At 40.3% G+C, this 26,044-nt stretch carries 16 protein-coding genes; 5 read left to right on the forward strand and 11 right to left on the reverse strand.

What is annotated here, in order from left to right; genetic code table 11:
• Positions 1 to 81 precede the first annotated feature (81 nt).
• The 7 genes from A3CY_RS0110005 to A3CY_RS0110035 all read right to left on the reverse strand — a co-directional run bounded on the left by A3CY_RS0110005 (position 82) and on the right by A3CY_RS0110035 (position 9,368).
• Positions 82 to 483: a hypothetical protein gene (locus tag A3CY_RS0110005; protein WP_018337776.1), complete on the reverse strand. Its 402-nt coding sequence runs from the start codon at positions 481 to 483 to the stop codon at positions 82 to 84.
• Between the two features lie 647 nt (positions 484 to 1,130).
• The gene (locus A3CY_RS0110010; protein WP_051082717.1) at positions 1,131 to 1,634 is read right to left on the reverse strand and encodes a JAB domain-containing protein; all 504 of its coding nucleotides are present in this window, start codon (positions 1,632 to 1,634) and stop codon (positions 1,131 to 1,133) included.
• Positions 1,635 to 2,106: 472 nt separating this feature from the next.
• Entirely contained in the window at positions 2,107 to 2,307 is a 201-nt protein-coding gene (locus A3CY_RS0110015; RefSeq protein WP_026207521.1) for a hypothetical protein, read from the reverse strand.
• A gap of 40 nt (positions 2,308 to 2,347) precedes the next feature.
• On the reverse strand, positions 2,348 to 4,180 hold the full coding sequence (locus tag A3CY_RS0110020; protein ID WP_018337779.1) for a DEAD/DEAH box helicase family protein: 1,833 nt from the start codon (positions 4,178 to 4,180) through the stop codon (positions 2,348 to 2,350).
• A 1,334-nt stretch (positions 4,181 to 5,514) separates the two neighbouring features.
• On the reverse strand, positions 5,515 to 6,780 hold the full coding sequence (locus tag A3CY_RS0110025; protein WP_018337780.1) for a hypothetical protein: 1,266 nt from the start codon (positions 6,778 to 6,780) through the stop codon (positions 5,515 to 5,517).
• 336 nt (positions 6,781 to 7,116) lie between these two features.
• A complete protein-coding gene (locus tag A3CY_RS0110030) occupies positions 7,117 to 8,226 on the reverse strand; it encodes a hypothetical protein (protein WP_018337781.1) in 1,110 nt (369 codons plus the stop codon).
• 245 nt (positions 8,227 to 8,471) lie between these two features.
• On the reverse strand, positions 8,472 to 9,368 hold the full coding sequence (locus tag A3CY_RS0110035; protein ID WP_026207522.1) for a diaminopimelate dehydrogenase: 897 nt from the start codon (positions 9,366 to 9,368) through the stop codon (positions 8,472 to 8,474).
• Between the two features lie 369 nt (positions 9,369 to 9,737).
• Here A3CY_RS0110035 and A3CY_RS20745 point away from each other — a divergent pair, with 369 nt between their 5' ends.
• From A3CY_RS20745 to A3CY_RS0110060, 5 genes are all read left to right on the forward strand, one after another.
• Positions 9,738 to 11,219: a S8 family peptidase gene (locus tag A3CY_RS20745; protein ID WP_018337783.1), complete on the forward strand. Its 1,482-nt coding sequence runs from the start codon at positions 9,738 to 9,740 to the stop codon at positions 11,217 to 11,219.
• 462 nt (positions 11,220 to 11,681) lie between these two features.
• Positions 11,682 to 13,562 carry a methylmalonyl-CoA mutase small subunit gene (gene mutA / locus A3CY_RS0110045; protein WP_018337784.1) on the forward strand — a complete coding sequence of 627 codons (1,881 nt, stop codon included), beginning with the start codon at positions 11,682 to 11,684 and terminating at the stop codon, positions 13,560 to 13,562.
• 31 nt (positions 13,563 to 13,593) lie between these two features.
• Positions 13,594 to 15,750: a methylmalonyl-CoA mutase gene (scpA, locus tag A3CY_RS0110050; RefSeq protein WP_018337785.1), complete on the forward strand. Its 2,157-nt coding sequence runs from the start codon at positions 13,594 to 13,596 to the stop codon at positions 15,748 to 15,750.
• Positions 15,751 to 16,102: 352 nt separating this feature from the next.
• Positions 16,103 to 17,266, forward strand: a complete 1,164-nt coding sequence (locus A3CY_RS0110055; RefSeq protein ID WP_018337786.1) for a MalY/PatB family protein — start codon at positions 16,103 to 16,105, stop codon at positions 17,264 to 17,266.
• Positions 17,267 to 17,368: 102 nt separating this feature from the next.
• Positions 17,369 to 18,205, forward strand: coding sequence for an ATP-binding protein (locus tag A3CY_RS0110060; protein ID WP_018337787.1), 837 nt, complete (start codon positions 17,369 to 17,371; stop codon positions 18,203 to 18,205).
• Positions 18,206 to 18,264: 59 nt separating this feature from the next.
• On the opposite strand, the gene A3CY_RS0110065 is transcribed toward A3CY_RS0110060, so the two are convergent.
• The 4 genes from A3CY_RS0110065 to A3CY_RS0110080 form a co-directional block, all read right to left on the reverse strand.
• On the reverse strand, positions 18,265 to 20,925 hold the full coding sequence (locus tag A3CY_RS0110065; RefSeq protein ID WP_026207523.1) for a zinc-dependent metalloprotease: 2,661 nt from the start codon (positions 20,923 to 20,925) through the stop codon (positions 18,265 to 18,267).
• Positions 20,926 to 20,949: 24 nt separating this feature from the next.
• Entirely contained in the window at positions 20,950 to 23,559 is a 2,610-nt protein-coding gene (locus tag A3CY_RS0110070) for a zinc-dependent metalloprotease (RefSeq protein WP_018337789.1), read from the reverse strand.
• A gap of 65 nt (positions 23,560 to 23,624) precedes the next feature.
• Positions 23,625 to 25,295 (reverse strand): PKD-like family lipoprotein, encoded by a 1,671-nt coding sequence (locus A3CY_RS0110075; RefSeq protein WP_018337790.1) that lies wholly within the window; start codon positions 25,293 to 25,295, stop codon positions 23,625 to 23,627.
• Between the two features lie 16 nt (positions 25,296 to 25,311).
• Positions 25,312 to 26,043 carry a DUF4843 domain-containing protein gene (locus A3CY_RS0110080; protein ID WP_018337791.1) on the reverse strand — a complete coding sequence of 244 codons (732 nt, stop codon included), beginning with the start codon at positions 26,041 to 26,043 and terminating at the stop codon, positions 25,312 to 25,314.
• Position 26,044 lies beyond the last annotated feature (1 nt).

Here is a 26,044-nt window from a genome sequence, read left to right on the forward strand (position 1 = left end):
ATAACAATGTAGGTTTGTAAATAAGCTATTTCTTTATTAAAAATTAAATATTAGGTGCTTTTTCACCATGATAGCGTGTTGCTATTTTAAAGTATGCCATTCTTCTTTATCGTAAGTAAGAGATAATTCATGTAGAAAATCACTAAACTCTTCTTTAATTCCCTTTAGGTTTATATCATGAATTTCTAAATCTTCAATATCCTTACATTGAATCATTTGTAGTAATAATTCTTTTATCCCCTCAAATTTTTTGACAGGATAATTTTCATTTCCAATTTGGAATTGAAATATTGAATTTGGAGTTGAAAGTTGTTTTAACGAATGTTCTATTACTTGTTCCTCTTTTTTATAGAACTTTTCAATAGAATTGAGTTTCCATTGTTCTGTTTCTAATAAAGTATTGAATTTTTGTTGGACTTCTTTCAATTTTTCAATTCCTTTCCAAGAAAATTTGACTTCGAAAATATCCTGTGCTGTTTTCATATAGCTAGATATTATTTACCCCAATCCCCAAGGGTAATTTAAATATAAAAAAAGAAGTGTGGAGATTGCTAGCTTATTAATCTTGAGGTACGACCAAGTAACCTTCGCAGAAATAAACAGCCACCCCACACTAGACCATAATATATTTAGAAATTATATATGGCAAGCATGAGCGTTTGTACCGTCTATCCTTCTGCTTTAAAATTGGTCGTTTTCAAGATTAGGATAAAACCAAACACTTCTTATTAAATATGTCTGCCCCCCAGATTTCTCCAAAGGACACCACAAATGTAAATAATAATTAGCATTCTACAAACGCTCAACAGGGGTGGCTGCATGGCAAAAATATTAAATTTCAACGTGAATAGCTTGTGATCGCTCTTAATATATAACCGTTCTACAATTCACCTCTTTAGCCATCCATCCAGAGCAAACAACCAAAAAGATGCAATCATTACCTTTTCTTGGATAGTAACAAGATCATGATAAAGATAATAACCGCAATAAATTCCAACCTTGCTGACCTTGGGTAAACGGTGAATATAGCGACAACATGAATGATGAAAGTGATCACAGCCATCACCATGATCCATATTGAACCCCTCTCGAATTTTCTATCTCTCATCTATGTTATATAATTACTCACGTTAGTAACCTCCCTCCGAATAACTGGAGTAACTTTCCTCACCGACTATAACATGATCCAGACAATTCATGTTCAACAACCTGCAAGCCTCCATGATGTTTTTTGTTACTTTTAAATCCTCCGGACTGAAAGCTAAATTCTGGCTTGGGTGGTTATGAAAGATGATTGAACAGGTGGAGTTAGTTTTTAGCATTAACTGTAAAACAGTCCTTGGATCAATGATAGTGTTCTCTTGATTACCCACGCTAAGCCTTGCAACACCCAGCACCTTTAAATTTCTATTTAACAACATGATCCATGCCTCTTCATGGTGATGCAAACAATCATCGAAAAAGGGTCTGATTAATTTGTATGCCTCCATCGCCATCGTCACTTTGGGTCTGTCTTTTGGCCGTACTTTCAGCTTGTATCTAATCTCTACCTCCGATAATCTTGTTAAATCATCGAAATGTAGATTCGGTTCTATTCCAGTTTTAATCTCTGGTGATAAGTATTCTTCTTTCATTAGTGATAAATTTAATTGATAAGACATTGATTTAAATAGAAATTAAAAAAGTGGAGAACTTTCACTTTAGTTCTTCTCTCTTTTCGATTTCTCAAATGGAAGTTAGGGGGCGTTAGAGAGTGAATAATCCTACCGTTCGATTAACACTAAATTTTTTTACACAGGGGGGATTTTATATAAAGTAGCCTTTTAAATGATAATTCCCCTTCAACACTTCGGTAAAATATATATACTATATAATAATAGTCCAAAGTGTTGAGGGGGAATGGTGATTCACTTCATTATTTTTTCATGCACTTCTTCTTTTTATAAAATTATCAAGTTCGGCATCGATTGAGTTTGTGTGGATTTATCCATGATTTATTCCAAAAAATAATTGATTCGTTTCTTGCTATTATATAGCGCATAAAAAAAGGACAGGATTTGATGAAAGTTATATCCTTCAATCAAACCCTGTCCTTGGTTTCGTTATTTATCTATCTAACCTCTTCAAGTAAGAGATAACGTTATCCATTTTCCCTTCCTCCACGAGTTTTAAAAATCGCTTGCATAACTTGTTGGTTTCATCCTCTAGATCCTTGTTAATAAATTCCATCTCTCTATGGTAAATTTCAGTAACTTTAGAGGGAACAAGTTCAGTGTAGCCTTCTCCTGCTTTTGAATTTTTTTTCATGATGTTATGATTTAAATTAGTTATATATATGATTAACTGGCTAGAAAGTCTTTTCAATCTCCCTGCCCCATGTTTCTTTGCCCTCAACATTCATTTTCACCCTCTTCGTTTTAAATAACAGGTTGAAAAACTCGACTGCCGTTTTCTCTTTTAAAATGGAATCACCCACCTGTTGCCTGCAATTGTTTATCCTTTTACATATCTCTGGACTGGTTAATCTCTCTCCAACATTAAACGCTCTAAGTAACATGAGCCTGTACGCTTTTATGCTTGGGTCTGTGCCGAATTTTATTATTATAACCTTCTTGATGGACTTCATTTTTTGGGGAGTTATTAAATATCGCTTTAATTTATTAATTACCTGACAAGAAGGGACTCCTATCGCATGAAAGGTTTCGTAATATTCATTTATAGTCTGGTAAATAGGACGTTCTTTTATATCTAGTAGTACAGGCATACCCTTTTCTTTTGGATAGGCATAATCATGAAAGAAAGTATCAACCGCAATATCTATCTCCTCTTGGGTGTATTTCTTCTTCTCTTTAGTCTCTATTTCCTCTTTTAAATCCATGCAATCTTTTGATAGTTCCATGTCGATATTAAATGTTTCAAGTATTCTCTTCATCCTGTATAAATTGTTGTAAGCAACGTTATTCATGTTATTGTATGTAGTGTTAGCTATCTTCTGGTGATTCATGTAAAGGGTAGAATAAATAAATCGAGAGAAGTAATTACAATTCAATTGTTGGTCCAGCTTGATGGCTCTATAATCTTTTTCCAGTGTTTGTATTCTATTAAATTCCGTTCTTGTTTTTTGGGTAATCTTGTTTAATATGGTAGAGTACACTTGTTGATAATTAAATTCTTGTTCTTCATATAAATTATTACATAATAGATACCCTTCACTCGTGGTGCAATCTCTAAACCTGTTCATCACCTGTATAATATCAGTGTAGGAGTGCCTGTTTTTACTTGGTGCTATGATTAATTTATAATTATCTCCTTTAATATCGTACCCTTGCCTGTAAGTGGTAATAATTATATCGGCATCGACTTTACCAGTTGTGATTAATTGATCGTAATAACCTGGATCACCTTCAACCTCTATATCGTTCTCCATCTCTCCCTCACCTTTAACATCTTTCCCTCTAGTTTTCTTGTTCGTCAAGGAATTGATAACGGCTATTTTATTAAATCCATGGTTAGGTAATCTCTCTATAATAGTATCCAGTTTATCGGATTTATCCAGTAGAGATAGTACAGGTATGTAACCCTCTTCTTTAATCATTCCAGCCAGTTGAAGTATAGCTCCCTCTAAATTCTGTGAATATCTTGTTACCCATAATTTTCTTTTACTAACCTCATTTGGAATGGCTCTAACTTGTTCAATTCCATTATACGCTGAATCATTAGATAATAAAGGAGTGCCAGAGAGAAGGATCACTCTATCGTATCCTGTCATCGCAGTAAGAGTGTTCTCTACCGTTTCTCTTCTCCAGCTGTAATCTGTAACAAGTGAATGCGCTTCATCAATGATTAACGTCATACCCTTTCTAATAAATTTAGGAATATGTTGATAAACAGTTATTAATTGTCTCTCTTCCTCTTTACTTCTATCGGCTGCACAATAATAAGGTATCTCATGTCTACTAGATAACCCCTCCATGAGGAATAATGTATCCGTGGCGTATAAAAATGGAATGTTATTCCTTTTTAAATAATCTAGCAAGTAATAAGATTTCCCACATCCTGTTGGTGCTTCAATGGAAATCTTGAATCTAGCGTTAAAATCCAGTGTCTCTAAAAAAACTGTTTCTGATAGATGCTTGTTGTAATTTAAATCTCTAATCTCTTTTTTGTTTATGAAAAACATTCTGACATGATTAAATTATCCACTTCTTTCATCATTTTGATGTTGCAAACCATGGTTATTATTTATATATAAATCTATCCAGATTGCAACTGTATTGTATAGATTTAAATAGTTCAAGAAGTGGTTAAAACTATTATCCTCTATAAAGCATGATTCAAGGTATTATTGATAGTCTTATCTATTATAAATGATTAGAATATCATTCGATTCATTAATCTCTCACTCTTTTTAATGATATATCAATCTATATTTGTCTGGATGATTAGATATAAAAGCATTCTATTCTACATACTATATCCATTTGCAACAATTCAGGTAAAATGAAAACCCTATCGATTAAATTGACAGGGTTTCATACCTTGATGCCAGAGAATGTTTATACATGTAGATTTTGAGAAAGTAGATATAATGGTTATATCTTATCTTGTTTATTATCACAAAGATAGTGATTAAAAAAATCAAAAACTATGAAAAGACAAGGAAGTTGTAAAATTCATTAAATGATAACTTTTAGTTTATATAACATGGTATTAATGAAAGAGTATTGGAAGAAAACAAGTAAAATGCTTATCTCCTGTATCTATTAGATATTTATTATAGCAATGCAAATGATTTGGATGATAAAACTTAAATTCTATTCAATCCATTTATAAACTTATAATGGCTAGCCATAAATCTCTATTTCCTTCTTCTTTTACTTGTTGCAAATCATGATTATTATTTTATAATAAATAACTCTAGTTTGCAACATGAGGTTAGTGGGTTAAGGAGGTGTTTAATTGATTTGTTTTTGGTTAGTTGTTAAAAAGAGATTGTAGTGAGGTGTTTTATAGTATCGTATTTATAATGAATAAGATATAGAATAAATTTGAGAGATATTCATGCAAGAGTTTGTTGTTATTGAATCTTGTTGAATATATGCTTTTAGTTTTATATCTCCCATGTTTATATATTATGGTTTGTTGTTGGTGGGGTAGATAAAATGAATTGTTTCTATATATTCCTTTGGTTTATAAAATATAAGGTTATTTGTATTTAAAAACAAGGAGTATAAATGTGATCTTGTATAGTATTTATGGATGCACTGCTTTTTTTATTACTTTTCATTATATTGTTGTTACATGAAGTATCATGAATTTGGGTAGAATTTAATATTTTACCTCCCGAATTAAAATTGATTTTGGAGGTAAGTTTGATGTGGTATATTCAAGCAATATCTTCTCTTTCTTGTTTTATCCAGATTTTGATGAAACAAGATTTAATAATGTTTTGCTTGATTGAAATAGAGAAAGACAAGGGACTAGGGAATAGTATAGCCCCTTGTCATTTTCTTTTTATTGATTATTATCACATTTAGTTTGTAGTAAAATTAATATGCTATATACTTGATTATCTGTAAGCTTCTTGATGAATTCCACATCATTTGATGTTAGAGTTTCAAGTATTTTCATTGCTTTCTCCAATCCATTGCGTTGGTGGGTTTGAGGTGAAATTGCGTTCTGGTATTTTGTGAACGCATCAATGAAATATCTTTTTTTGATGTCACGTGTATCTAACCCAATATTAAGCAGGGTTTCTATAATTTTATCACCTACATTTAAATCATACTGGAATTGTTGAGGTAGCACACCTCTTGTTGCATCATTCCATTGAGAAGAGGTTAATTTTTTCCCAAACAAGTAATATTTTACAGCAGTACTTGCTGGCATATTATATTCCCTGCTTACTTGCTGCACTTTCAACATAAATTCATTTTGTGTAGCCAAGCAAGAAAGTTCAACCTTCTCTTTCCCTTTTAACCCTCTATCTAAAGAGAGATTTGTTCCTTCATACTGTGCACATTCTTGTAATGAATCAAATGATTTCACTTGTACATTCGTTACGGGTATTAATTCTCTTCCTTCCACCATAGCCTCTATGTTAAGGTTGTAGATCGCTTGGATCATTACCTGTTCCTTTACAGAGCAAACTGGAATTAAGGTATTTTGTGTTCCTTTCTCTATAAGATTACCATTAGGATCAGCTAATTCAATATTTGCATCAAAAAATATTTGGGCATGAGTCATATACTTTGGAGAATCCTTTTCAAAATTTGGATCATTAAATATCTCCTTGGCTTGTTGCCAAATTTTTGTTTGGCTGCAAAAAGAGGGATTTTGAGCAATCATTACTTCTTTTATCTCCTTTTTAAGAAAACATCTCTTTTCATCCTCTTCGTATGTCCATATCTCTACAGGCATAAGAAGAGAGGTTTGTAGTAGTTTTTTCTTGTAGGCATTTTTAGCCTTTACAAGCTGCTTTTGAACTTTCCCTTTTTCCCTCTCTTCACATTCTTCTAGTTTCTCTTGGGCAGTTTTCACTGCTTGTTGTAGTGCATCTAATGTTAGAATTTTCCTTTCTTTTCTTACCTTCTTCTTTGTGGTTTGCCTCTTGAGGGTACTAGGTTCTTTGTATAGCACAACAGCCGTTGTCATGGCTGTTCTATCTTGAGCCTCACTTGTTGAACTATTATATTTCATATTTACTGAATTTAAAAGATTATTTCCTTCTTTTTCTTCATCCACCATTGTATAGGTTACAAATTCCATTTGATTGTTCATAATTACTTAATTTACATGTTAATAATAACCCCATGCAGAATAATTGATCAGTTTATCCTTTCTAGGGGTGATGAGTTTAGGGGGTGAAGGTTCAAATTCTCCTTTTTTCTTTTTTATACTGGAGTGTCTTACCTTGTAAGACTTGCTCCCTCTCAACCCTACATTCATCGTTTTGTTCAATAGCTAAAGAACATCGTAACCAGCTTTATGTCGTTGATTACAATGCAAAAGTATGGCAATGGATTTTGGCAGGAAAAAATGTAATTCCAGTAGATAAGGGTGTATTTTCTATGTAATGGGAATCAATAAATTAGATAGATTTTCAAGTGTATTTTTTTACCAGTACTTCGGGTTATATTGTTCCATTAAATTCTTTCCCTCTTCGTTTGTTCCCACTTTGACAGAGGCTTTCTCAAAAAATTCTTGTTTCTTGCTTTTGTACGAACCTCTCTCTTTCTCCCTCTTTAAATTGTACTGGATATTCGTACGCATATTAATGATCCAAGTCGATAGAATTTTGTTTCTTCTCTTGTCCTTTTCCTCTATATTAAATTCATCATCATCTGGGACAACGGTAAGAAAATCAAGAACCTCTAAGAATTTAGTGATGAAGGTGCAAATCTTGTCAGTTATTTTACCTTCTGGACTGTGGTAAGGTGTTTCATCCTGTAAGAAGTGGTATAACTGGGTAACTATTCTATGGAAATCATGATCGGATTTAGCACCCACCTTGTTTTTATATTCCTTCAATTCAAATTCCACATCTTTGATATTATCCTCTTTTAGATACTGGCTGATGTATTCTGTGAGGTGGGTGAGAAACCAGTTATTGCTGTTATTTAAGGTGATAGAATGCCTGCCAAGTGTAAGTGTTACATCTTTATATGGATTATTCCAAGCGTCCATTGGTCTGTAAGTTGGATGATCTTTATATCCTTTTTGGGCATCTGGGAATTGCTTGTAATTATCATGGAGGAATTTATATAATGCCAACATATCTGGTCTTACAAATTCATGGAATATCCTGTAATTGTAATCCCCACACGATTCAAAATAATTTGGCTCGATAGATGATTCACTGTAAACGTAAAACATTATCCAAAGGATCGTGTCTTGTTTATCATCAGTGATTAAATTGGATTCATCATTAAAAAATGCAATAATCTTGTTATATAAGGCTTCTGGATAGGCTAGATGGATAGGTTTGTTACCTTCAATGAAAAATTTCTCTGGTTTAAACTCGTCATGGAAAAAACCATCATCATCGTAAGTGGTTTTTGTTGCCTCTCCATGATAGATATGATTATTACACCAGTCTAGCATCCCCTGTATCTCAAAAAGGGTGAATGAAAAATGCTTCTCTAAAATTGGAAGTATTTCTTTTAGATCACCACCGTTGAAGTGGTAAGTTAAATATTTCTCGTCTTTTCTCTCTTCATTTTCCATGATGCTTTTTGTTTTCAAAGGTAAGAACTACTTCTTTATTCTAAAAGCAAAAAGTGACTAATTATTAACTAATGTTATTGTATCATAATATTTAAAATTTACCAAATATATAAATTTTTGATTATCAATATGTTATATTCATACAAATTAGTAATTCCTATTGCAATAGGGTTTCTGTAGGGTTCATGAAATAAGGTTCTATGATCAACCTTACAAAGCGTGTATGCTATGTTCGCGAGGCAGGGCTACACCAAACGTTTGATTAACTCCGTACGATCGCCGTGCAACATATCGATCACCGGAATCTCGATCAAGGAGTAGCATCCTGGTTGTTGCTTCATGGAAGCGCGGGCAGTAGCCACTAGAATCTGCCCCGTCAGTGCCGGGTTATTGATTTTCATATCGAATTCGAACAATTGATTTTGCGTCTTGCCGGACACGCCTTTGCGGGTAAGGTTCACGCCATGCCCCATATCTTTCAGGTTATCCACGCACTCTACCTGCATCACGTGTGTTTCGTCGTGCACGAAATAGGGATCGGCTTTGATGGTTTCCGCCACGGTTTTGAAGTCGTACCCATCCTCCAACTCGATATATACCATGCGGCGATGGATGCCCGTACCCACGGGAATCGTCATGGAAAGGGCGGCTTTCACTCCTTTCACGGCTTTCACGGCAACGGTATGCCCCATGCTCATGCCTGGTCCGAAGTTTGTATAGGTAATTCCTTTCGGGGCACAAGCCTCCAGGAGGGCACGTACCACGGAATCGCTTCCCGGGTCCCAACCGGCAGAAACAACGGCAACTTTCCCGTGTTTCCGTGCCACTTCACCCAAACGCCGGTGCAAACCGGTAATTTCCGTGTGAATATCAAAACTATCCACCGTATTGATCCCCATGGCTAAGATTCGAGAGGCATAAGCCTCCACGCTACGGGTGGGGGTACATAAGATTGCCACATCGACATCCTTGATTTGAGCAATATCCGACACGACTATATAGTCTTTCAACTCCGCCGGAACATTCGTCGCATCCCGGCGTACCACTCCTGCTACTTCAAAGTCGGGGGCTGTCACCAGTGCATCCAGCACGTAGTGACCGATATTGCCATACCCGACGATGGCTGCTCTAATTTTCTTCATTTGTTTTTTGCTTTTAAAATTAACGTCGCAAATTACGAAATAATATTTTTCCGACAAAAGACAAGCACATGGAATTCACCCGGTTGTTAAATATTCTACACCTGTTTTCCCGGATAAAAAAAATTCAACACCCACGCAAGGCTTTATCTCCCCTATACATTCTCTTGTACCAGGGCATTATTCTAATGTAAGAGGAAACACAAGGCAATCGATAAGAAAGTAGGGACTATATTAAAAAATAGTTAATTCATAAAGTCATGATAGACCTTTTCAAGATTTTCCGGTATTCTAAATAAAATAAAGATACAATCCTTGTTTCATCAATGGACGATGTGTCGAGTGTGTTATATATAACTTCAAATAAATGGTATGAAGATCACAGTATTTATTTTAGCCGTACTTTTCTGTATGGCAGGAAGGGGTTCCGCTCAGGTTAATGGAGGTGCCGGTTCGACAATTTTCAAGGAGATAAAGAAGCCACCTCTGGATTGGGCGTTACTCTCGTTTTCAACGGATTCCGTGTACGGGATGGAAGTCAACCGGGCTTACGAGTTTTTAAAGAATAAACCGAAAAAAAGGAAAGTAATCGTGGCGGTCATTGATTCGGGAACGGACATAGACCACGAGGATTTGAAGGCGAATTTGTGGGTAAATCCGAACGAGATTCCCGGGAATGGCATAGACGATGACGGGAATGGTTACGTGGATGATATTCATGGCTGGAATTTCCTGGGCAAAAGCGACGGCACGGTGATCGGTCGAGGGATGGACGAGAGGAACCGGTATTTCATGTTGAATCGTGAACGTTACGATGAGTTATTCTCGAAAGAACGGAATAAACGGGAAGAAAAGGAATTGAGCCGGTTGCGTGATCTTTTTCAAACATCTGCCGTGGGAAAGAGATATCTTGAAGTGGAAAAGGCAAAAGAAGAAGGCAACGAAGCAGAGATCGCGAAAGCGGAAAAAATGTTCACGGATTTGTTCGGCCCCATGCAGGATCACCGACCGCAGATCGGGGATAATCTGGAAAAAGTGAATGATCGTTATTACGGGAACAATACCCTTTGGTCGGCTTCGTTGCATATCCGGGTACGGGATCACGGCACGCACGTCGCCGGGATCATCGGTGCCGAACGGGGAAACGGCATCGGGATGGACGGGGTTGCCGACCACGTGGAGCTGATGATTGTACGGGCAATCCCGGATGGAGACGAGTATGACAAGGACGTGGCGAATGCCATTCGTTACGCGGTGGACAACGGGGCAAATATTATAAACATGAGTTTCTCGAAGTGGATGTCACCACGGGAGAAATGGGTACAGAAGGCGTTGGCATATGCCGAGAAGAAAGGTGTTCTGCTCGTTCGCGGGGCAGGGAATAGCAGAATCAACGTGGATAGTGTAATTCTTTACCCCCATCCTTATATCGGAAAAAGACGAATCAGTTCGTTTCTGATCGTCGGGGCATCCGATGCGCAAGGTAATCCGGCAAGTTTTTCAAATTTCGGACAGCAGCGTGTTGACGTGTTCGCCCCGGGGGATGCGATTAATTCCACGATTTCGGGGAACAAATACTCCCAACAAGGCGGAACCAGTATGGCATCGCCAATGGTGGCAGGAGTTGCGGCGATATTGATGGCATATTACCCGGAATTGTCAGCCGTTCAAGTGAAAGACATTATCATGCGGACTGCTGTCACCCGGAGAGGCGATACCGTGTCCCGGAGGTTGGGATATTCCATATACAGCGAGAGAGAACAAATTCCTTTCTCGTCACTCTGCATCGCCGGCGGAATAGTGAACGCTTATGAAGCCGTGAAACTGGCGGATCAGATGGTGAATAAAAAATAAAGCGAAGCGGAGAACTAAACTATCCCCTCCAACTCCCCCTGTGTTAAGGGGGAGTTGGAGGGGATAGTTTACCAAGCATTCAATCTAAAATCGCTCAATTCAAAATTGATTGAGGTTATTTTGAATTCCTGCAAAAATTCTTTAAATAAAAGCACTTGTTACTGGCAATTCTACCCGCATGGAAGAAGTTTTCTGCCAAAAAATCGAACTCTCGGAAGAAAAAATACCTACCTGACATAACCGGAAATTGGCTCCCGTCCGAAATCTCTTACCGGACACGATCTAAAATCTGAAATCATTAAATCTAAAATTAACCCTCCCTTCCAACTCTTAAAAAGACTTATAATGCGATCAATGGGGAGAAATAAAGAAGAATTTCTTTTTTTATTATACAAAAACACCTAATTTTGCTTTTCGTTTTTAATAACAAACAGTTACAGAATAAATACATAAAAATCTATTATGGCAGAGAATGTAAACGAAAAGCTTTTCAATGAATTTGCTCCCAACACGACACAAGAGTGGAAGGACAAAGTCATTGCAGACCTTAAAGGGGCTGACTTCGATAAAAAGCTGGTTTGGAGAACAAACGAGGGTTTCAACGTACAACCGATGTACCGGTTGGAAGACTTGAAAGACCTCAAGAACCTAGAGTGCTTCCCGGGAGAATATCCTTTCGTGAGAGGTAACAAGAAAGACAACAACGAATGGTTTGTACGCCAGGACATCGTGGTAGAGGATGTTGCCGAGGCGAATAAAAAAGCGTTGGATGTTCTGAACAAGGGTGTTGATTCACTCGGATTCGTACTTTCAAATTGCAAGAACTTCACGAAAGCCGATATGGCTGCCTTGTTGAAAGATATTTGTTTGGAATGTATCGAGATCAACTTTGTCGTTTGCTGCAACAAAGTGGCTATCCTGAATATGTTCAAGGAATATGTAAAAGAAAAAGGATTTAACCCCGAGAAAATCAAGGGAGGTATCAATATCGACCCGATCAGCAAGTTAGTCCTGGAAGGCAAATTCTGTGACCCGCACCCGTTCGATGTGGTAAAGGCTACCACGGAAAGCACCGCTGAACTGAAAAACTTCAAGACCATCGAAATAGGCGGATACATTTTCAACAATTCCGGAGCTTCTATCGTTCAGGAATTGGGATTCAGCCTGGCTGCCGGAGTAGAATACTTGGATAAACTGACCGACGCGGGAATGGACGTGAAGGACATCGCTCCCCGTATGCGTTTCCACTTCGCGACCGGTTCAAAATATTTCATGGAGATTGCCAAACTGAGAGCAGCACGTTACTTGTGGGCTCACATCGTGAAGGCTTACAATCCTTGCTGCGACTGTGTTTGCAAGATGAACATCCATGCAGAAACATCTGAATGGAACAAGACCGTATACGACCCGAACGTGAATATGCTCCGCACGCAAACGGAAACTATGTCAGCAACCCTCGGCGGTGTCGATTCATTCACGGTTCACCCGTATGACTATATCTACAAGTGCCATCCTTCCGAACTGGGAGAACGCGTGGCTCGTAATCAACAATTGTTGTTGAAAGAAGAATCACACTTCAGCAAGATCGTTGACCCTGCCGGTGGTTCATATTATATCGAGGAATTGACCCAGTTCATCGCCGAGGCTGCATGGAAATTATTCCTGCAAGTACAAGAACAAGGCGGAATGGTGAAAGCTCTTGAATCCGGATTCGTTCAGGCAGCCGTGAAAGCTACCGCGCAGAAAAGAGACCAAGACATCGCCAACCGGAAAGAAAACTTCCTGGGTACGAACCAATTCCCGAACTTCAACGAGAAGATGGACAAGGCTCTTTGCGCTTGCATCCTCGAACCGGAAGACAAAACGGCTCCCGATGCAGTGGTTGAAACGCTGAAACCCTACCGCGGAACTCAAGCGTTCGAGGCTATGCGTATCCGCACGGATATGTTCACCAAAGAGAACGGACACCGTCCGGTGGTTTACATGTTCCCGATGGGTAATTTGGCTATGCGTAAAGCAAGAGCACAATTCGCTTGCAACTTCTTCGCTTGTGCCGGATTCCAAGTAATGGACAACAACGGATTCAAAACCGTGGAAGAAGGCGCTAAAGCCTGCATGGACAACAAAGCCGACATCGTGGTTATCTGTAGTTCCGACGATGAATACGCTACAATCGCACCAGAGGTATATGCCGCACTGAAAGACAAGGCAATCATCGTTGTTGCCGGTAACCCGGAATGCAGACCCCAACTGGAAGAAATTGGTATCAAGAATTACGTTCACGTGAAATGCAACGTGTTGGAAGACTTGAAAGCATACCAACAAAAATTGGGAATTAAATAATTTTAGATTGTCATAAATCATAAATTAGAAGATGAAACCAAATTTTAAAGATATAAATATCAAGTCAACAGAAAAAGCTACCCTTGCTGCCGCAGAATGGGAAAAGGCTAATCATATCGAAAAGAACTGGTTGACACCCGAGCTGATACCGGTAAAACCCGTGTACACGGCTGAAGATTTAAAAGGGATGGAACATTTGGATTATGTTGCCGGTATTCCCCCGTATTTACGCGGTCCTTATTCAGGAATGTACCCCATGCGCCCGTGGACAATCCGCCAATACGCCGGATTCTCTACCGCTGAAGAGTCTAACGCATTCTACCGTCGTAACTTGGCTGCAGGACAGAAAGGTTTGTCCGTGGCATTCGACTTGGCTACCCACCGCGGATATGACTCCGATCACCCGCGTGTAATCGGTGACGTGGGTAAAGCCGGTGTGGCAGTGGACTCTATCATGGATATGAAGATTCTGTTCGATCAGATTCCGTTGGATAAAATGTCCGTGTCTATGACCATGAACGGTGCCGTACTTCCTATCCTGGCATTCTATATTGTTGCCGGGTTGGAACAAGGAGCCACTCTGGATCAATTGTCTGGAACAATCCAGAACGATATTCTGAAAGAATTTATGGTGCGTAATACTTATATTTACCCGCCGAAATTCTCCATGAAGATTATCGCTGACATTTTCGAGTACACTTCCAAGAATATGCCGAAGTTCAACTCTATCTCTATCTCCGGGTATCATATGCAAGAAGCTGGTGCAACCGCCGATATCGAATTGGCTTACACGTTGGCTGACGGTTTGGAATACTTGCGTGCCGGGGTAAACGCCGGAATGGACATCGATGCTTTCGCGCCTCGTTTGTCATTCTTCTGGGCTATCGGTATGAACCATTTCATGGAAATCGCCAAGATGAGAGCCGGACGTTTGTTGTGGGCAAAGATCGTAAAACAATTCAACCCGAAGAACCCGAAATCTTTGGCATTGCGTACGCACAGCCAGACTTCAGGATGGTCACTGACCGAGCAAGATCCGTTCAACAACGTGGGACGTACTTGTATCGAGGCAATGGGTGCCGCTTTGGGACACACGCAATCTTTGCATACCAACGCGCTGGATGAGGCTATCGCCCTCCCGACGGACTTCTCCGCCCGTATCGCCCGTAACACGCAGATCTATATCCAAGATGAAACTACTGTTTGCAAATCTATCGACCCGTGGGGAGGTTCTTACTACGTGGAGAGCCTGACTCAGGAACTGGTAGAGAAAGCATGGGCTCACATTCAAGAAGTGGAGAAACTGGGAGGTATGGCTGCCGCTATCGAATCCGGTATCCCGAAACTTCGTATCGAAGAGGCTGCCGCCCGCACGCAAGCCCGTATCGACAGTGGCACACAAACTATCGTGGGTACCAACAAGTATCGCTTGGAGAAAGAAGACCCGATCGATATCCTTGAGGTGGACAACACGGCAGTACGCGAGGCTCAGATCCGTCGTTTGCACGAGTTAAGAGCTAACCGTAACCAAGCCGAGGTTGACGCTGCATTGGCTGCCATTACCAAATGTGCTGAAACAGGAGAAGGCAACTTGCTTGAATTAGCCGTTGACGCAGCCAAAAAGAGAGCATCACTGGGAGAAATCTCAGACGCGTGTGAAAAAGTTGCCGGACGTTATAAAGCAGTTATCAGAACCGTGAGTGGAGTATATTCAAGCGTTGCCAAGGAAGACGAAGACTTCCAGAAGGCAAAACAACTGGCAGACCAGTTCGCAGAAATGACCGGACGCCGTCCGCGTATCATGATCGCCAAAATGGGTCAAGACGGACACGACCGCGGAGCTAAAGTAGTGGCTACGGGTTACGCCGACCTCGGCTTCGACGTGGATATGGGACCGTTGTTCCAAACCCCGGAAGAAACCGCTAAACAAGCCGTCGAGAACGACGTGCACGTTGTCGGGGTATCTTCTCTTGCAGCCGGACACAAAACCCTTGTACCTGCCGTTATCGCGGAATTGAAGAAATTGGGACGCGAAGACATCCTCGTTTACGTGGGTGGTGTAATTCCTCACCAAGATTATCAATTCTTGTTCGACGCTGGTGCTATCGCCGTATTCGGTCCCGGTACCAAAGTATCAAAGAGTGCTATCCAAGTGCTCGAGATCTTGATCGACTTGGCTAAGAAGTAATTCAAAGCTAATAAATAAACAATAGAGGCTGTCTTTCATGAATTGACAGCCTCTATTTTTATATTCAAAAATTATTTTCCAAGTATTCGCCAATTTTTCCCGTCAGATAATATGGCAAACTTAATAACGTGTAATTCTTTCCTCCCGGAGTTGTCAGGACATCTCTATTTCAAGATTCATATAAATATATTGCTTGAAATCTTGTGCGAACAAAGTTGCTTCTGCAATGCGAATGCAAGACACGTAATAAATAATAAGATTAAGTACAATTATCCCGTTTCAGAAGCGTTTTGAATGATTTGATTTCACGAAAGAGTTTTGTAACTTGCAGCAACTAAAAAACTATACCGATATGTACAATTTTGACCAGATAATAGATCGCCGAAACACGGCTTGCGTGAAATACGATAACTTGAAAAACGTGTTCGGCAGCACGGATATTCTTCCCATGTGGGTAGCGGATATGGATTTCCAGGCAGCCCCGGAAATTCTGGAAGCAGTACGCCAATGTGGCGAAAAAGGTATTTTCGGATATACTTTCCGAACCGACGAGGCAAAACAGGCTTTTATTGATTGGGTAGCTCGCCGCCACAATTGGCAAGTGAAAAAAGAATGGATGTTGAATAGCCCAGGTATCGTGACGGCATTATCTCTTTCCGTGCGAGTGTACACCCAGAAAGGGGATAAAGTACTCATCTTCACTCCCGTTTACCCGCCATTCCATGCCGTGGTGAAAGACAACCAACGGGAACTCGTGTGTAGCCCTCTGAAAATAGAAAACGGACATTACCGCATCGACTGGGAAGATTTCGAGCAAAAATTGAAAGAAGGAGTAAAGCTGCTTATCATTAGCAACTCGCATAACCCGGTAGGTCGGGTATGGACGAAAGAAGAACTGACCCGCGTGGGAAATCTCTGTTTACAATACGGGGTAACCGTTCTCTCCGACGAGATACACTCCGACCTCGCCCTGTTCGGACACAAGCACACTGTTATGGCTGCCCTATCTCCCGAAATCGCTAATATCACCATAACGATGATGGCCCCCAGCAAGACATTTAACATTGCCGGGATGATGAACTCCGTCATCGTGATTTCCTCCCCGGAATTACGCTGCCAGTTCGAGAAGGAACTCTTGTGCCTGCACTTGGATCTGGGAAATATATTCGGGCATATCACCTTGGAGGCTGCCTACAAGCACGGGGATGCATGGCTGGACGAAATGCTCCGGTATCTTGAAAAGAATATCACCTACACGGAACAATTCCTGCAACGGGAACTTCCCCGGGTAAAGATGATCCCCCCGGAAGGCTCTTTCTTGCTCTGGCTGGATTTCCGGGATACCGGGTTGACACACGAACAGGTACGGGAAAAACTACTTCATGAAGCGAAATTAGGACTCAACAGCGGAACTGATTTCGGCAAAGAGGGTGAAGGCTTTTTCCGCATGAACATCGGATGCCCGCTCGCCACCGTGCAAGAGGGACTCGAACGAATCAAGAAAGCATTCTCGTAGATTCATAAACTTTACAAACATTTTATCCGAATGTAATAATCATTACAAAATATCGTCCCCTTGTGTCGTATCTTTGCATCAGAAACCATAAAAAACAACAAGATGAAACGAACGATAATCAAGATAGACGAGGAAAAGTGTAACGGTTGCGGCTTATGCGTGCAAGGTTGTCACGAGGGAGCGTTGCAATTAATTGATGGCAAAGCCGTCATGATTAGCGACTTGTACTGCGACGGGCTGGGCGCATGTATTGGAGAATGCCCCGTCGGCGCCATAGAACTGGAAAAGAGAGAAGCAGAACCTTATAGCGAGGAAGCCGTCATGGAGCGAATTGCACCCAAAGGAGAGCAAGTGATTCTAGCTCATTTGCGCCACCTGAAAGAACACGGAGAAATAGAATTGGTAAAACAAGGCGTAGACTACCTGAAACGCCATAATATAACCGTCAACCTGCAATCACTCCACCAAGAGAAAAAACTCGGGTGTGGTTGCCCCGGTTCCATGGCAAGGGAATTAAAACCTGTCACGAAAGCCGTCCCGGTCGCTTGTGCCGGAAATTCCGAACTCCGCCAATGGCCTGTACAACTACACTTGCTTAACCCGCAAGCCGGATATTTCCAAGGAGCAAACGTATTACTGGCTTCCGACTGTTCGGCTTTTGCCGCCGGAAATTTTCACGAACGTTTTCTAAAAGGAAAAATCCTGGCTATCGCCTGCCCGAAATTAGACCACAATACCGATTCATACGTGGATAAAATCCGTTCCATGATCGACGATGCCAAAATAGATACGCTTACGGTACTTATCATGGAAGTCCCCTGCTGTGGAGGACTTTTACAGATGGCTCTAAAAGCCAGAGAAATGGCTACACGCAACATTCCCATCAAACGGATCGTACTCTCCGTGGAGGGAGAAGTTAAAAGTGAAGACTGGATATAAAAATTTCCCCAAAGAATAAATCTTTGGGGAAATAATTTGAATTTATTATCAATGCACAATTATTTATCGGATTCCGCCAAGCGAATCAAATTCAACAAATATTGGTAATGACTCTTCGTTTGTCCAGAACTTAACGGCAAAGCTTGTTTTAGCCAGTTTTTCACATTTTCCAGCGCACCCACGTAAATACTCTCCGTGTTTGATTCCCTGAAATTCACCCAATCCTGAAAAAAGAATCCACTCACCTCTGCTGGTAAAATTCCTTCTCCCCGTTCAATAAGCTTACAAGCATGAGTTTGCAATGCATAAAAATCATCAGAATGAATTCCATATTTTGACATCATCAGTTGATCTTTCTTCAACAAATCCACCAAACAATCCACACTTACATTGTCCTTAAACCCAAACATAGATTTTTTACCCCCAGGCAGTTCGTAACCACTTGCCGTGATTAAAGCACTTACATGCATATTTTGCAAATAACGTTCCTGCTCGTTTAGATTCCTCTTCTCCCGAGTCGATTTAAAAATATGTCCGGTGAGGTCTGAAACATATTCTTGAAGCGAATAAACCTCTTTACCACTAGCTTTTTCTGCTGCTAATCCAACATTACGCCTACGATTATTCCACAAAGTTCGATGAATAAAATCACACATCGTTCTGGCATAATCACTACTCAAAGGTAGTCCCTCCAAGGCGTAATCATTTAACCAATCCATATCTCTCACTTGTTCCATCAAAAAAGCCAAAGCCCTCCGTTGTTTCTCACGCGGAACAGGTTTAAAGCGTTCAAATTGATCTCCTTCTTTATGTTCGGTCAAATAGATGCCTCCCAACTCGTGAAGGACATGCGAAATATAAGTGGCATACTGAGTATTAATCGTATAAGTCAACCGACTCTTGTAATGATTATCAATATCACCTTTCACCCAATTCGGAATATTTTTATAAATATACTTCAAGTTCTTTATTCCATACGAGGAAGCTTTTATGCCATCATCACCTAAACTTTCCGTCTGGCTACTTGGATCATACGTGTAAATTTGTTGTTTCCCATAACGATACATCGGGTCACCACTCTTCTCCTCGATCCATTTATTCAGTGTTGCGATCTCATCCTTCGGAGTTTTTGCATCCAAAATAGGAGTATACATCCAATGAATCACGTATTCGTCGTAAACCCCCAACACGGGAGGAGTCAACCGGACACCTCTCTCTTTATCACCGGGTTGGGCAACATAATTATACCGGGCATAATCCATTATCGACGGAGTTGTACCGTATTTCTGGGTAAAAGACGGAGAACGCAAAGAATCTGTAGGAATAGCCGCAGAAGCCCCCATGTTATGCATCAATCCCAAGCAATGCCCGATCTCGTGTGCTATAACATAGCGAATCGCTTCTCCCAAAACATCTTCCGGTAACTTCATCATCCGCACATCTTCATCGGCGGCGGCTGTCTGGATAAAACGCCATCTATTCAACAACGAAACAATATCATGATACACGTACACACTGGCATTCAAGATTTCCCCCGTTCTTGGATCCACCCAAGACGGTCCCATGGAATTTTCTTCTATCGTGGGGGCATACCGTACACAAGAATATTTCAAATTGTTCGGGTCAAAATCAGGATCATTCTCCGGGAACATCTGGCACTGCACAGCATTTTTAAACCCGATCTTTTCAAAAGCTATATTCCAATCCAATATACCTTGGCGAATATACTTTACCCATTCCTCGGGGAACGTATTCTCGATATAAAACATGATCGGCTTTTTCGGTTCCACCAATTCTCCTTTCGCGTATGCAACCGAGTCCGAAGGTTCTATTCGCCATCTATTCGCAAACCAATTAACACCCACGCCATTCTCACTCAACGAATAATTGTACTTTCCTGTCGGGAACACGCCCACACGAGGATCTGCCACACGAGGACGCATCGGGTTCTGGGGCAATAACATCAAAGTACGATTCATGACAGCCGTATAAGGTTTGTTCCGATATACTTCAAACATTCCCCAAAAACGGGCATTCATTTTATACGATAACGTTATTGACGAAGATATATTATCTTCATATCCCCTGGCACTCGTGAAATAGCACTGATCCCGTACCACCTCGCCCGTGCGGATGATATTCCCGTAATACGAATTCAAGGCATACGGGGAAATAGCACTTAACTCTTGAATACCTTCCCCGACCAACAAATCTTTCGGATTAAACAGGATGGCAGTACTATCGTTATTGTAGGCAATGAGAGGCACCTCCATCAAGATAGTTTCCACGTTACTATTTTGAATTGCCCGCTGTATATTCGGGTCGTCTGAAGAAGAATAGGAACGATCTTGCCGTATTTGGATTTTATCTCCTGCCAACGTGAAGCAGATTAACATCGGGTTATACGGTTTTTCCCCGACCAAAGCCTCTCCATTATCACTCACGGACTCTATCGTGGATCCCAATAACATCTTAGCCCCCAGTAATTTTACCGGAAATATATAGTACAATTCACGACCGCTTACAAATTGTCCGATCACACCATCGACCTTATATCCCGCTTTCTCGCGCTCTTTAAAGAATTGATCGTATTTTGACAATTTCTCTTTTTTAGATTTTGTCGTGTCTGCGACCTCCTTTTTTCTCTTTCTGGCAGAAACATCCAAAGAGAAAGAAGACACAAACAAACAAACCATGAATAAAAATAATATATTTCTCATCGACATCGAATTAAAGTTTTATCGTTATTCCACGACATCATTTATTTGTTTCAATATAGTTCTATAATACATTCTCACTTCCATAGAAGGATGATTATAATTTCTCTTCGCTGCAGTTTGTGCCTTTAACAGATATTCATAAAACACATCATTCAGATAAGGCTTCAATTCCGTTTGAATATCACTGTCGTATCCCATTCCTGCCACCGGATTTATTTGTACACTATGCTCCCGAGAGCAACTACAAGCATTATTTTGCATAGCTGCATGGAGAATACGTTTATATGCCGGGTCTGTAATCCATCTCCCGAATTTCTTTTCCTCTGGCTTCAAACCCGAATTATGGAGACAAGCTTTCACAAACTGTCCTTGCATCAATTTCTCAAAATCATTGGGCATACGTCCTGAAGAAGCACAGTTCCATCCCGCCTTAAACAACATATCCAAATAATTCTTCACGGTAAAAGGATCGTCCGACTTCAACGAACAAAGGTATACCCGATTGAATTGCTTGAATAATTCTTCTGATAACATATTTTGTATCAAAGTTGTTACTTTCAAACTCAACCCAAAATTCTTCACGACCTCCGGATTCATCCATTCCAAAGTATTCAACTCCTTCAATAACATTTTTAACGCGGCAACCTGCCTTTCTTTAGGCACACTTTCATAAGATTTACAGCAATCCCCTTCAAATTTCTCCTGCATATAAATACCCCCCACGTTTTGAAGCAAATTTTTCATATAGCCTAGGAATTGGTTTGCGATGGAATAATAAAGGCTTTCCCGGTAAGAATAATCCTCATCTTGCCCTTTCAACCAATGGTCGAAATTACTCATTATATACTGAAGATTTTTCACTCCATATTGGGAAGCTTTTACCGGATCATCTCCCAAATCTTCCGTTTGCGCACTCGGATCTAAATTTTGAAATATTTGTTGCTTCCCGTATTTATACATCGGGTTTCCTGATTTTTCCGATAACATTTTTCTTAATACAGGCAATTCGTCTTCTGCCGACCTCGTCCCCGTTATAGGCTGATACAACCATTGCACCAAGAAATAATCATACTCACCAAATTCCGGCGGTGTCAAACAAACTCCCTTTTCCTTATCTCCCGGCTGTGCCACATAGTTAAAGCGAGCGTAATCCATTATACAAGGCGTTGTTCCATGCTTTTGAGTATAACTCGGGGAACGTAGAGAATCCGTGGGAACCGATGCGGAGGCTGACATATTGTGCATAAAACCCAAACAATGACCTATCTCGTGGCGTACCACGTAACTCAAAGATTCATCAAAAATATGTTTCGGCAAAACTTTTGTTCTCACCTCCTCATCCACGGCTGCCGTCTGTACAAAACGCCAATGATTAATCAACCGGGCAATATCATGATATACAAAAACAGAAGCGTTAATGATTTCTCCCGTCCTCGGGTCTATCCAAGAAGGTCCCATCGCATTTTGAACAGGAAGCGGCACATAACGGATACAACTGTATTTCAAATTGTCCGGATCAAATTCCGGGTCCTCTTCAGAAGTTGGAAAATCTTTCACTTCAATAGCGTTCAACAAGCGTATTTTCTCGAAAGGCTTATTCCAACTCAACACGGCTTTCCGAATCGCAGGTTTCCAAGCTTCAGGAAAATTATTATCGATGTAAAACACGATCGGCTTCTTCACCTTTACCGATTGACCTTGTTCATAAGCAGCAAGGTCTTCCGGCTCAACTCGCCAACGATTCGTGTAAAATAGATAATCGGAACCTATATTCTCTGTTGAAAAACGAGTTCTATAATTCCAAAAGATACCAATACGGGGATCCGCGATACGGGGACGCATCTCATCCTTACCCAACACTAACAACGTCCGGGTAGCTTCCACCGTCACGGGCAAATCTTTATGCACACTCACTGCCCCGGCTGTAACGGAGGACTTGTAACACAACTGGCTTCGTACCGTGATATTATCCTCAAATGCTTTAAAACTTATCACACGTGACAAAGAAGATTGGAATTGTTCCGTTCTTCGCCCATATCCGCCATAAGTGTTTGTACTATATGGATCTAATCCTCCCAAGTAAGATTTTTCCCTCTCGAACAAAGGAGTTACTTCAAACACGACCGCCGTCGTATCATTATTATACGTTTTTAATGTGAAACGGTCAATAATCGTTGAAGTATTACTATATTTCAATGCTTCCGCGATATTTCCATCATTTTTTCCCGCAATCTTTTCTACTGCCACTTTCCGCATAAGAACTTGAGTTGTCGAGTCACCCAATTCGAACACGACAAGAATCGGATCTACCACCTTTTGTCCCACTAAAGCTTCTCCATTATCACTAATTTTAGAAATCGTCGATCCAAGCAACATCTCCCGTCCTAAAAGTTCCATTGGCATTTCCAAATACAACTTTTCTTTTACCATGTGAAGAGTCATCACACCTTTGGCTTCTTTACGGTCTTTATCTGCCAAAAGATCATCATAATTAGACCTCTTCTTTTTCTTTTCAGCCGGTGCTTCTATCGTCTTTTCCTGCTTCTTTTTCTTCCTGCCTAATACAGACGCTTCCGCGAAAAAACTCCCGGACACTATGCAAAATAGTGTCAACAACAACAATTTTCTAATCATTCTCAAATAATTTAAATTTACCTACAATACAACTTATATAATACAAATCATCTTTCAATTATCCATTAGTAACCTGATTCGTCACTAGAAAGATTTCCCTGAACCTCCGCACCATTCTTAAACACGATATCAAGAATCGGTCCTTTAAACTGTTCATGAAACCACTCAACAGGTTTATAACGGGTTTCATCTCCCATATCTCCTATAGTGGGCTTTTTATAAATCACAACCGTACCGTCAGAAAAACCTACGCCAAGCCGACTCGCATCATTATTAAATTCCATCGTTGTAATTTTTTTCCCCCGGTAAGTATCATCCATCGTGTAAATTTTAAGTCCATTAGCATCAAGATCCGGATTGAACCCATAAATCACGCCATCCGAAGCGAAGAATACATCATGGTCACCTACCGCGTTAATTAAAAATAATGCATCATCAGTTACAGGCAAAGTCACCCTATGGCTATATAACGGGGTTACTACACTTGCCGGAGTATAGCGGTCTAACTGATCTTCATGGCGTTGAAGTATAAATTCACCCGTGTTCTTATCTCTCAAAATCAATAAATAATCAGCACGGTGCATACCCCATCCCGGACTCATGTACCCAGAAGCAACAACCTCCATGGTCATATTATCCAGCATCACGAAATCATCACACCGGTCTGGCAATTCATTCCCGAGGAACGGATTCTCCATAAAAGTTCCGGATAACCAAAATTCCGGGTCATTCACCCCTCCGATCTCGCTATATGCCGGATCATCGATATTACTATCATCATCATAAACAGACAAAAACTTTTTTTGGTCTTTTGAATACATCATCCACACGAAAGAACTTTGGTGAAATTCTGTCGGGATAAAATGGTCAACCATCAAATTCTCCCCTTGATATTTCGTTTGTAGATGTGACAACCGGGAAGACCAAAATACTTTATCCACGTAACGCCCGGAATACAACCGCCCGTCTTCTCCCAACAAATATATTCCGGTCCCGGAATATACAATATCTTTTACTTCAAACCCGGCAGGCAATTCCTCTTCCAAGAACAACTCTCTTATCGTGTAATCCTTCGTCAGAGATGCCCCGTTTAATTCAATACCCCCATCAACACCCTTATGAATAATCGTCACGCCTCCAGGACCTATACTTTTCTTATCACCAGCCTTATACCCATGATCTACAAGTTTTTTACATCCCGCGGGCAAAAACTCTCCGTTCATCTTATGGTACACGTTATCTTCTGCCGTATATATCCAGTCGTATCCATAAGTATCATAATTATACTCCTTCTTACCTTTCAGAAAAACCAAGTCAGACTCGTTTCCATTATCATAAAGCACTAACCAACCCATAGCGTACTTTGTATTCACGACAACCGTAAAAGTCTTCACGTAACGAATATTCGTCGATTTGGAAATAACAGAAAACATCCCTTTATGGTTTCCAAGCTCCAAATCCGCGGAAGGCAAATCCAATATACTATCCGTCCCGACTATATTTTCTCCAATTTTCCACTCGTATGTAAAATCATCCCGATTCGCCGGCTCCTTTGAAGCAAAAGCAAATTTCGGCTTTATCAATAAAGGTTCCTTCGCGTTTACCTCTACATAATAAGGTTCATCGATACGAATATCATCTACTTCCAAATAGTCATAATTACCTTTATCGTCCACGCAAGACAATAAAAACAATGACCATAAAAACACTAAATAATATATCTTTTGTCGCGTCATAATTCAAGAATTTAATTTAACCAATCACGTTAACTGTCATCTCTCTGCCATCATCCTCATACACGGTACGCCCCGCCTTCTTTTCCTCTTCCAGCCAATACTTAAACTTCAAACAAGCCTTTCGCTGCAAAGCGGGATCCAATTCATCAAAATGCAAAATATCCTCCACCTCATCAGAAACAGTATTCACGAAAAGGCGCATCTTCTTCGGGGAGTACTCCCCCAACATAGCAAAAGAAAAATCTCGATTCCACCATCCCGGGCACAAAGCCTCTGCCGTAACAAGGATAACCCGCTTGGCATATTCTTTCTGTCCAAGTTTAAAATAATCGCTCACCTCAAAAGTCAAAGTCAATGTATCCACTTTGGATTCCAATCGCTTGGATTTATATACTTGAAAAATAATCGTGTCCATGGTCTGCCGAACGGGATACATGTATTTGCCCAAAGCATAATTTTCTTGTGGCAAACTGGTTTCACTGGCGATTGCTTCCAGCGAATAAGCAGCCGGTGATTGTAACAAATCTCCAGATAAACAAACATACAACGGCACATCCAATTCTGTTACCGATTCTTTGTAAAAAAAGAAAGAAACCATTACCGTATCCGCTTCATCTCTAGGCGTATTCACGAATGGCAAATCGAAATAAAGCTCATTCGCATCTTCAAACAAAGGAATTTCTCGTTCGTCACAAGAGGTAAATCCTATTCCACAAAAAGCGATTAAAAACAATATGATATTTTTCATA

It is taken from the genome of Butyricimonas synergistica DSM 23225, assembly GCF_000379665.1.
Taxonomy (GTDB): domain Bacteria; phylum Bacteroidota; class Bacteroidia; order Bacteroidales; family Marinifilaceae; genus Butyricimonas; species Butyricimonas synergistica.

What these genes read in the sequence shown, in the direction of transcription:
- A3CY_RS0110005 (WP_018337776.1), bottom strand. Translation starts at nt 483, where the DNA reads ATGAAAACAGCACAGGATATTTTCGAAGTCAAATTTTCTTGGAAAGGA.
- A3CY_RS0110010 (WP_051082717.1), bottom strand. Translation starts at nt 1,634, where the DNA reads ATGAAAGAAGAATACTTATCACCAGAGATTAAAACTGGAATAGAACCG.
- A3CY_RS0110015 (WP_026207521.1), bottom strand. Translation starts at nt 2,307, where the DNA reads ATGAAAAAAAATTCAAAAGCAGGAGAAGGCTACACTGAACTTGTTCCC.
- A3CY_RS0110020 (WP_018337779.1), bottom strand. Translation starts at nt 4,180, where the DNA reads ATGTTTTTCATAAACAAAAAAGAGATTAGAGATTTAAATTACAACAAG.
- A3CY_RS0110025 (WP_018337780.1), bottom strand. Translation starts at nt 6,780, where the DNA reads ATGAACAATCAAATGGAATTTGTAACCTATACAATGGTGGATGAAGAA.
- A3CY_RS0110030 (WP_018337781.1), bottom strand. Translation starts at nt 8,226, where the DNA reads ATGGAAAATGAAGAGAGAAAAGACGAGAAATATTTAACTTACCACTTC.
- A3CY_RS0110035 (WP_026207522.1), bottom strand. Translation starts at nt 9,368, where the DNA reads ATGAAGAAAATTAGAGCAGCCATCGTCGGGTATGGCAATATCGGTCAC.
- A3CY_RS20745 (WP_018337783.1), top strand. Translation starts at nt 9,738, where the DNA reads ATGAAGATCACAGTATTTATTTTAGCCGTACTTTTCTGTATGGCAGGA.
- mutA (WP_018337784.1), top strand. Translation starts at nt 11,682, where the DNA reads ATGGCAGAGAATGTAAACGAAAAGCTTTTCAATGAATTTGCTCCCAAC.
- scpA (WP_018337785.1), top strand. Translation starts at nt 13,594, where the DNA reads ATGAAACCAAATTTTAAAGATATAAATATCAAGTCAACAGAAAAAGCT.
- A3CY_RS0110055 (WP_018337786.1), top strand. Translation starts at nt 16,103, where the DNA reads ATGTACAATTTTGACCAGATAATAGATCGCCGAAACACGGCTTGCGTG.
- A3CY_RS0110060 (WP_018337787.1), top strand. Translation starts at nt 17,369, where the DNA reads ATGAAACGAACGATAATCAAGATAGACGAGGAAAAGTGTAACGGTTGC.
- A3CY_RS0110065 (WP_026207523.1), bottom strand. Translation starts at nt 20,925, where the DNA reads ATGAGAAATATATTATTTTTATTCATGGTTTGTTTGTTTGTGTCTTCT.
- A3CY_RS0110070 (WP_018337789.1), bottom strand. Translation starts at nt 23,559, where the DNA reads ATGATTAGAAAATTGTTGTTGTTGACACTATTTTGCATAGTGTCCGGG.
- A3CY_RS0110075 (WP_018337790.1), bottom strand. Translation starts at nt 25,295, where the DNA reads ATGACGCGACAAAAGATATATTATTTAGTGTTTTTATGGTCATTGTTT.
- A3CY_RS0110080 (WP_018337791.1), bottom strand. Translation starts at nt 26,043, where the DNA reads ATGAAAAATATCATATTGTTTTTAATCGCTTTTTGTGGAATAGGATTT.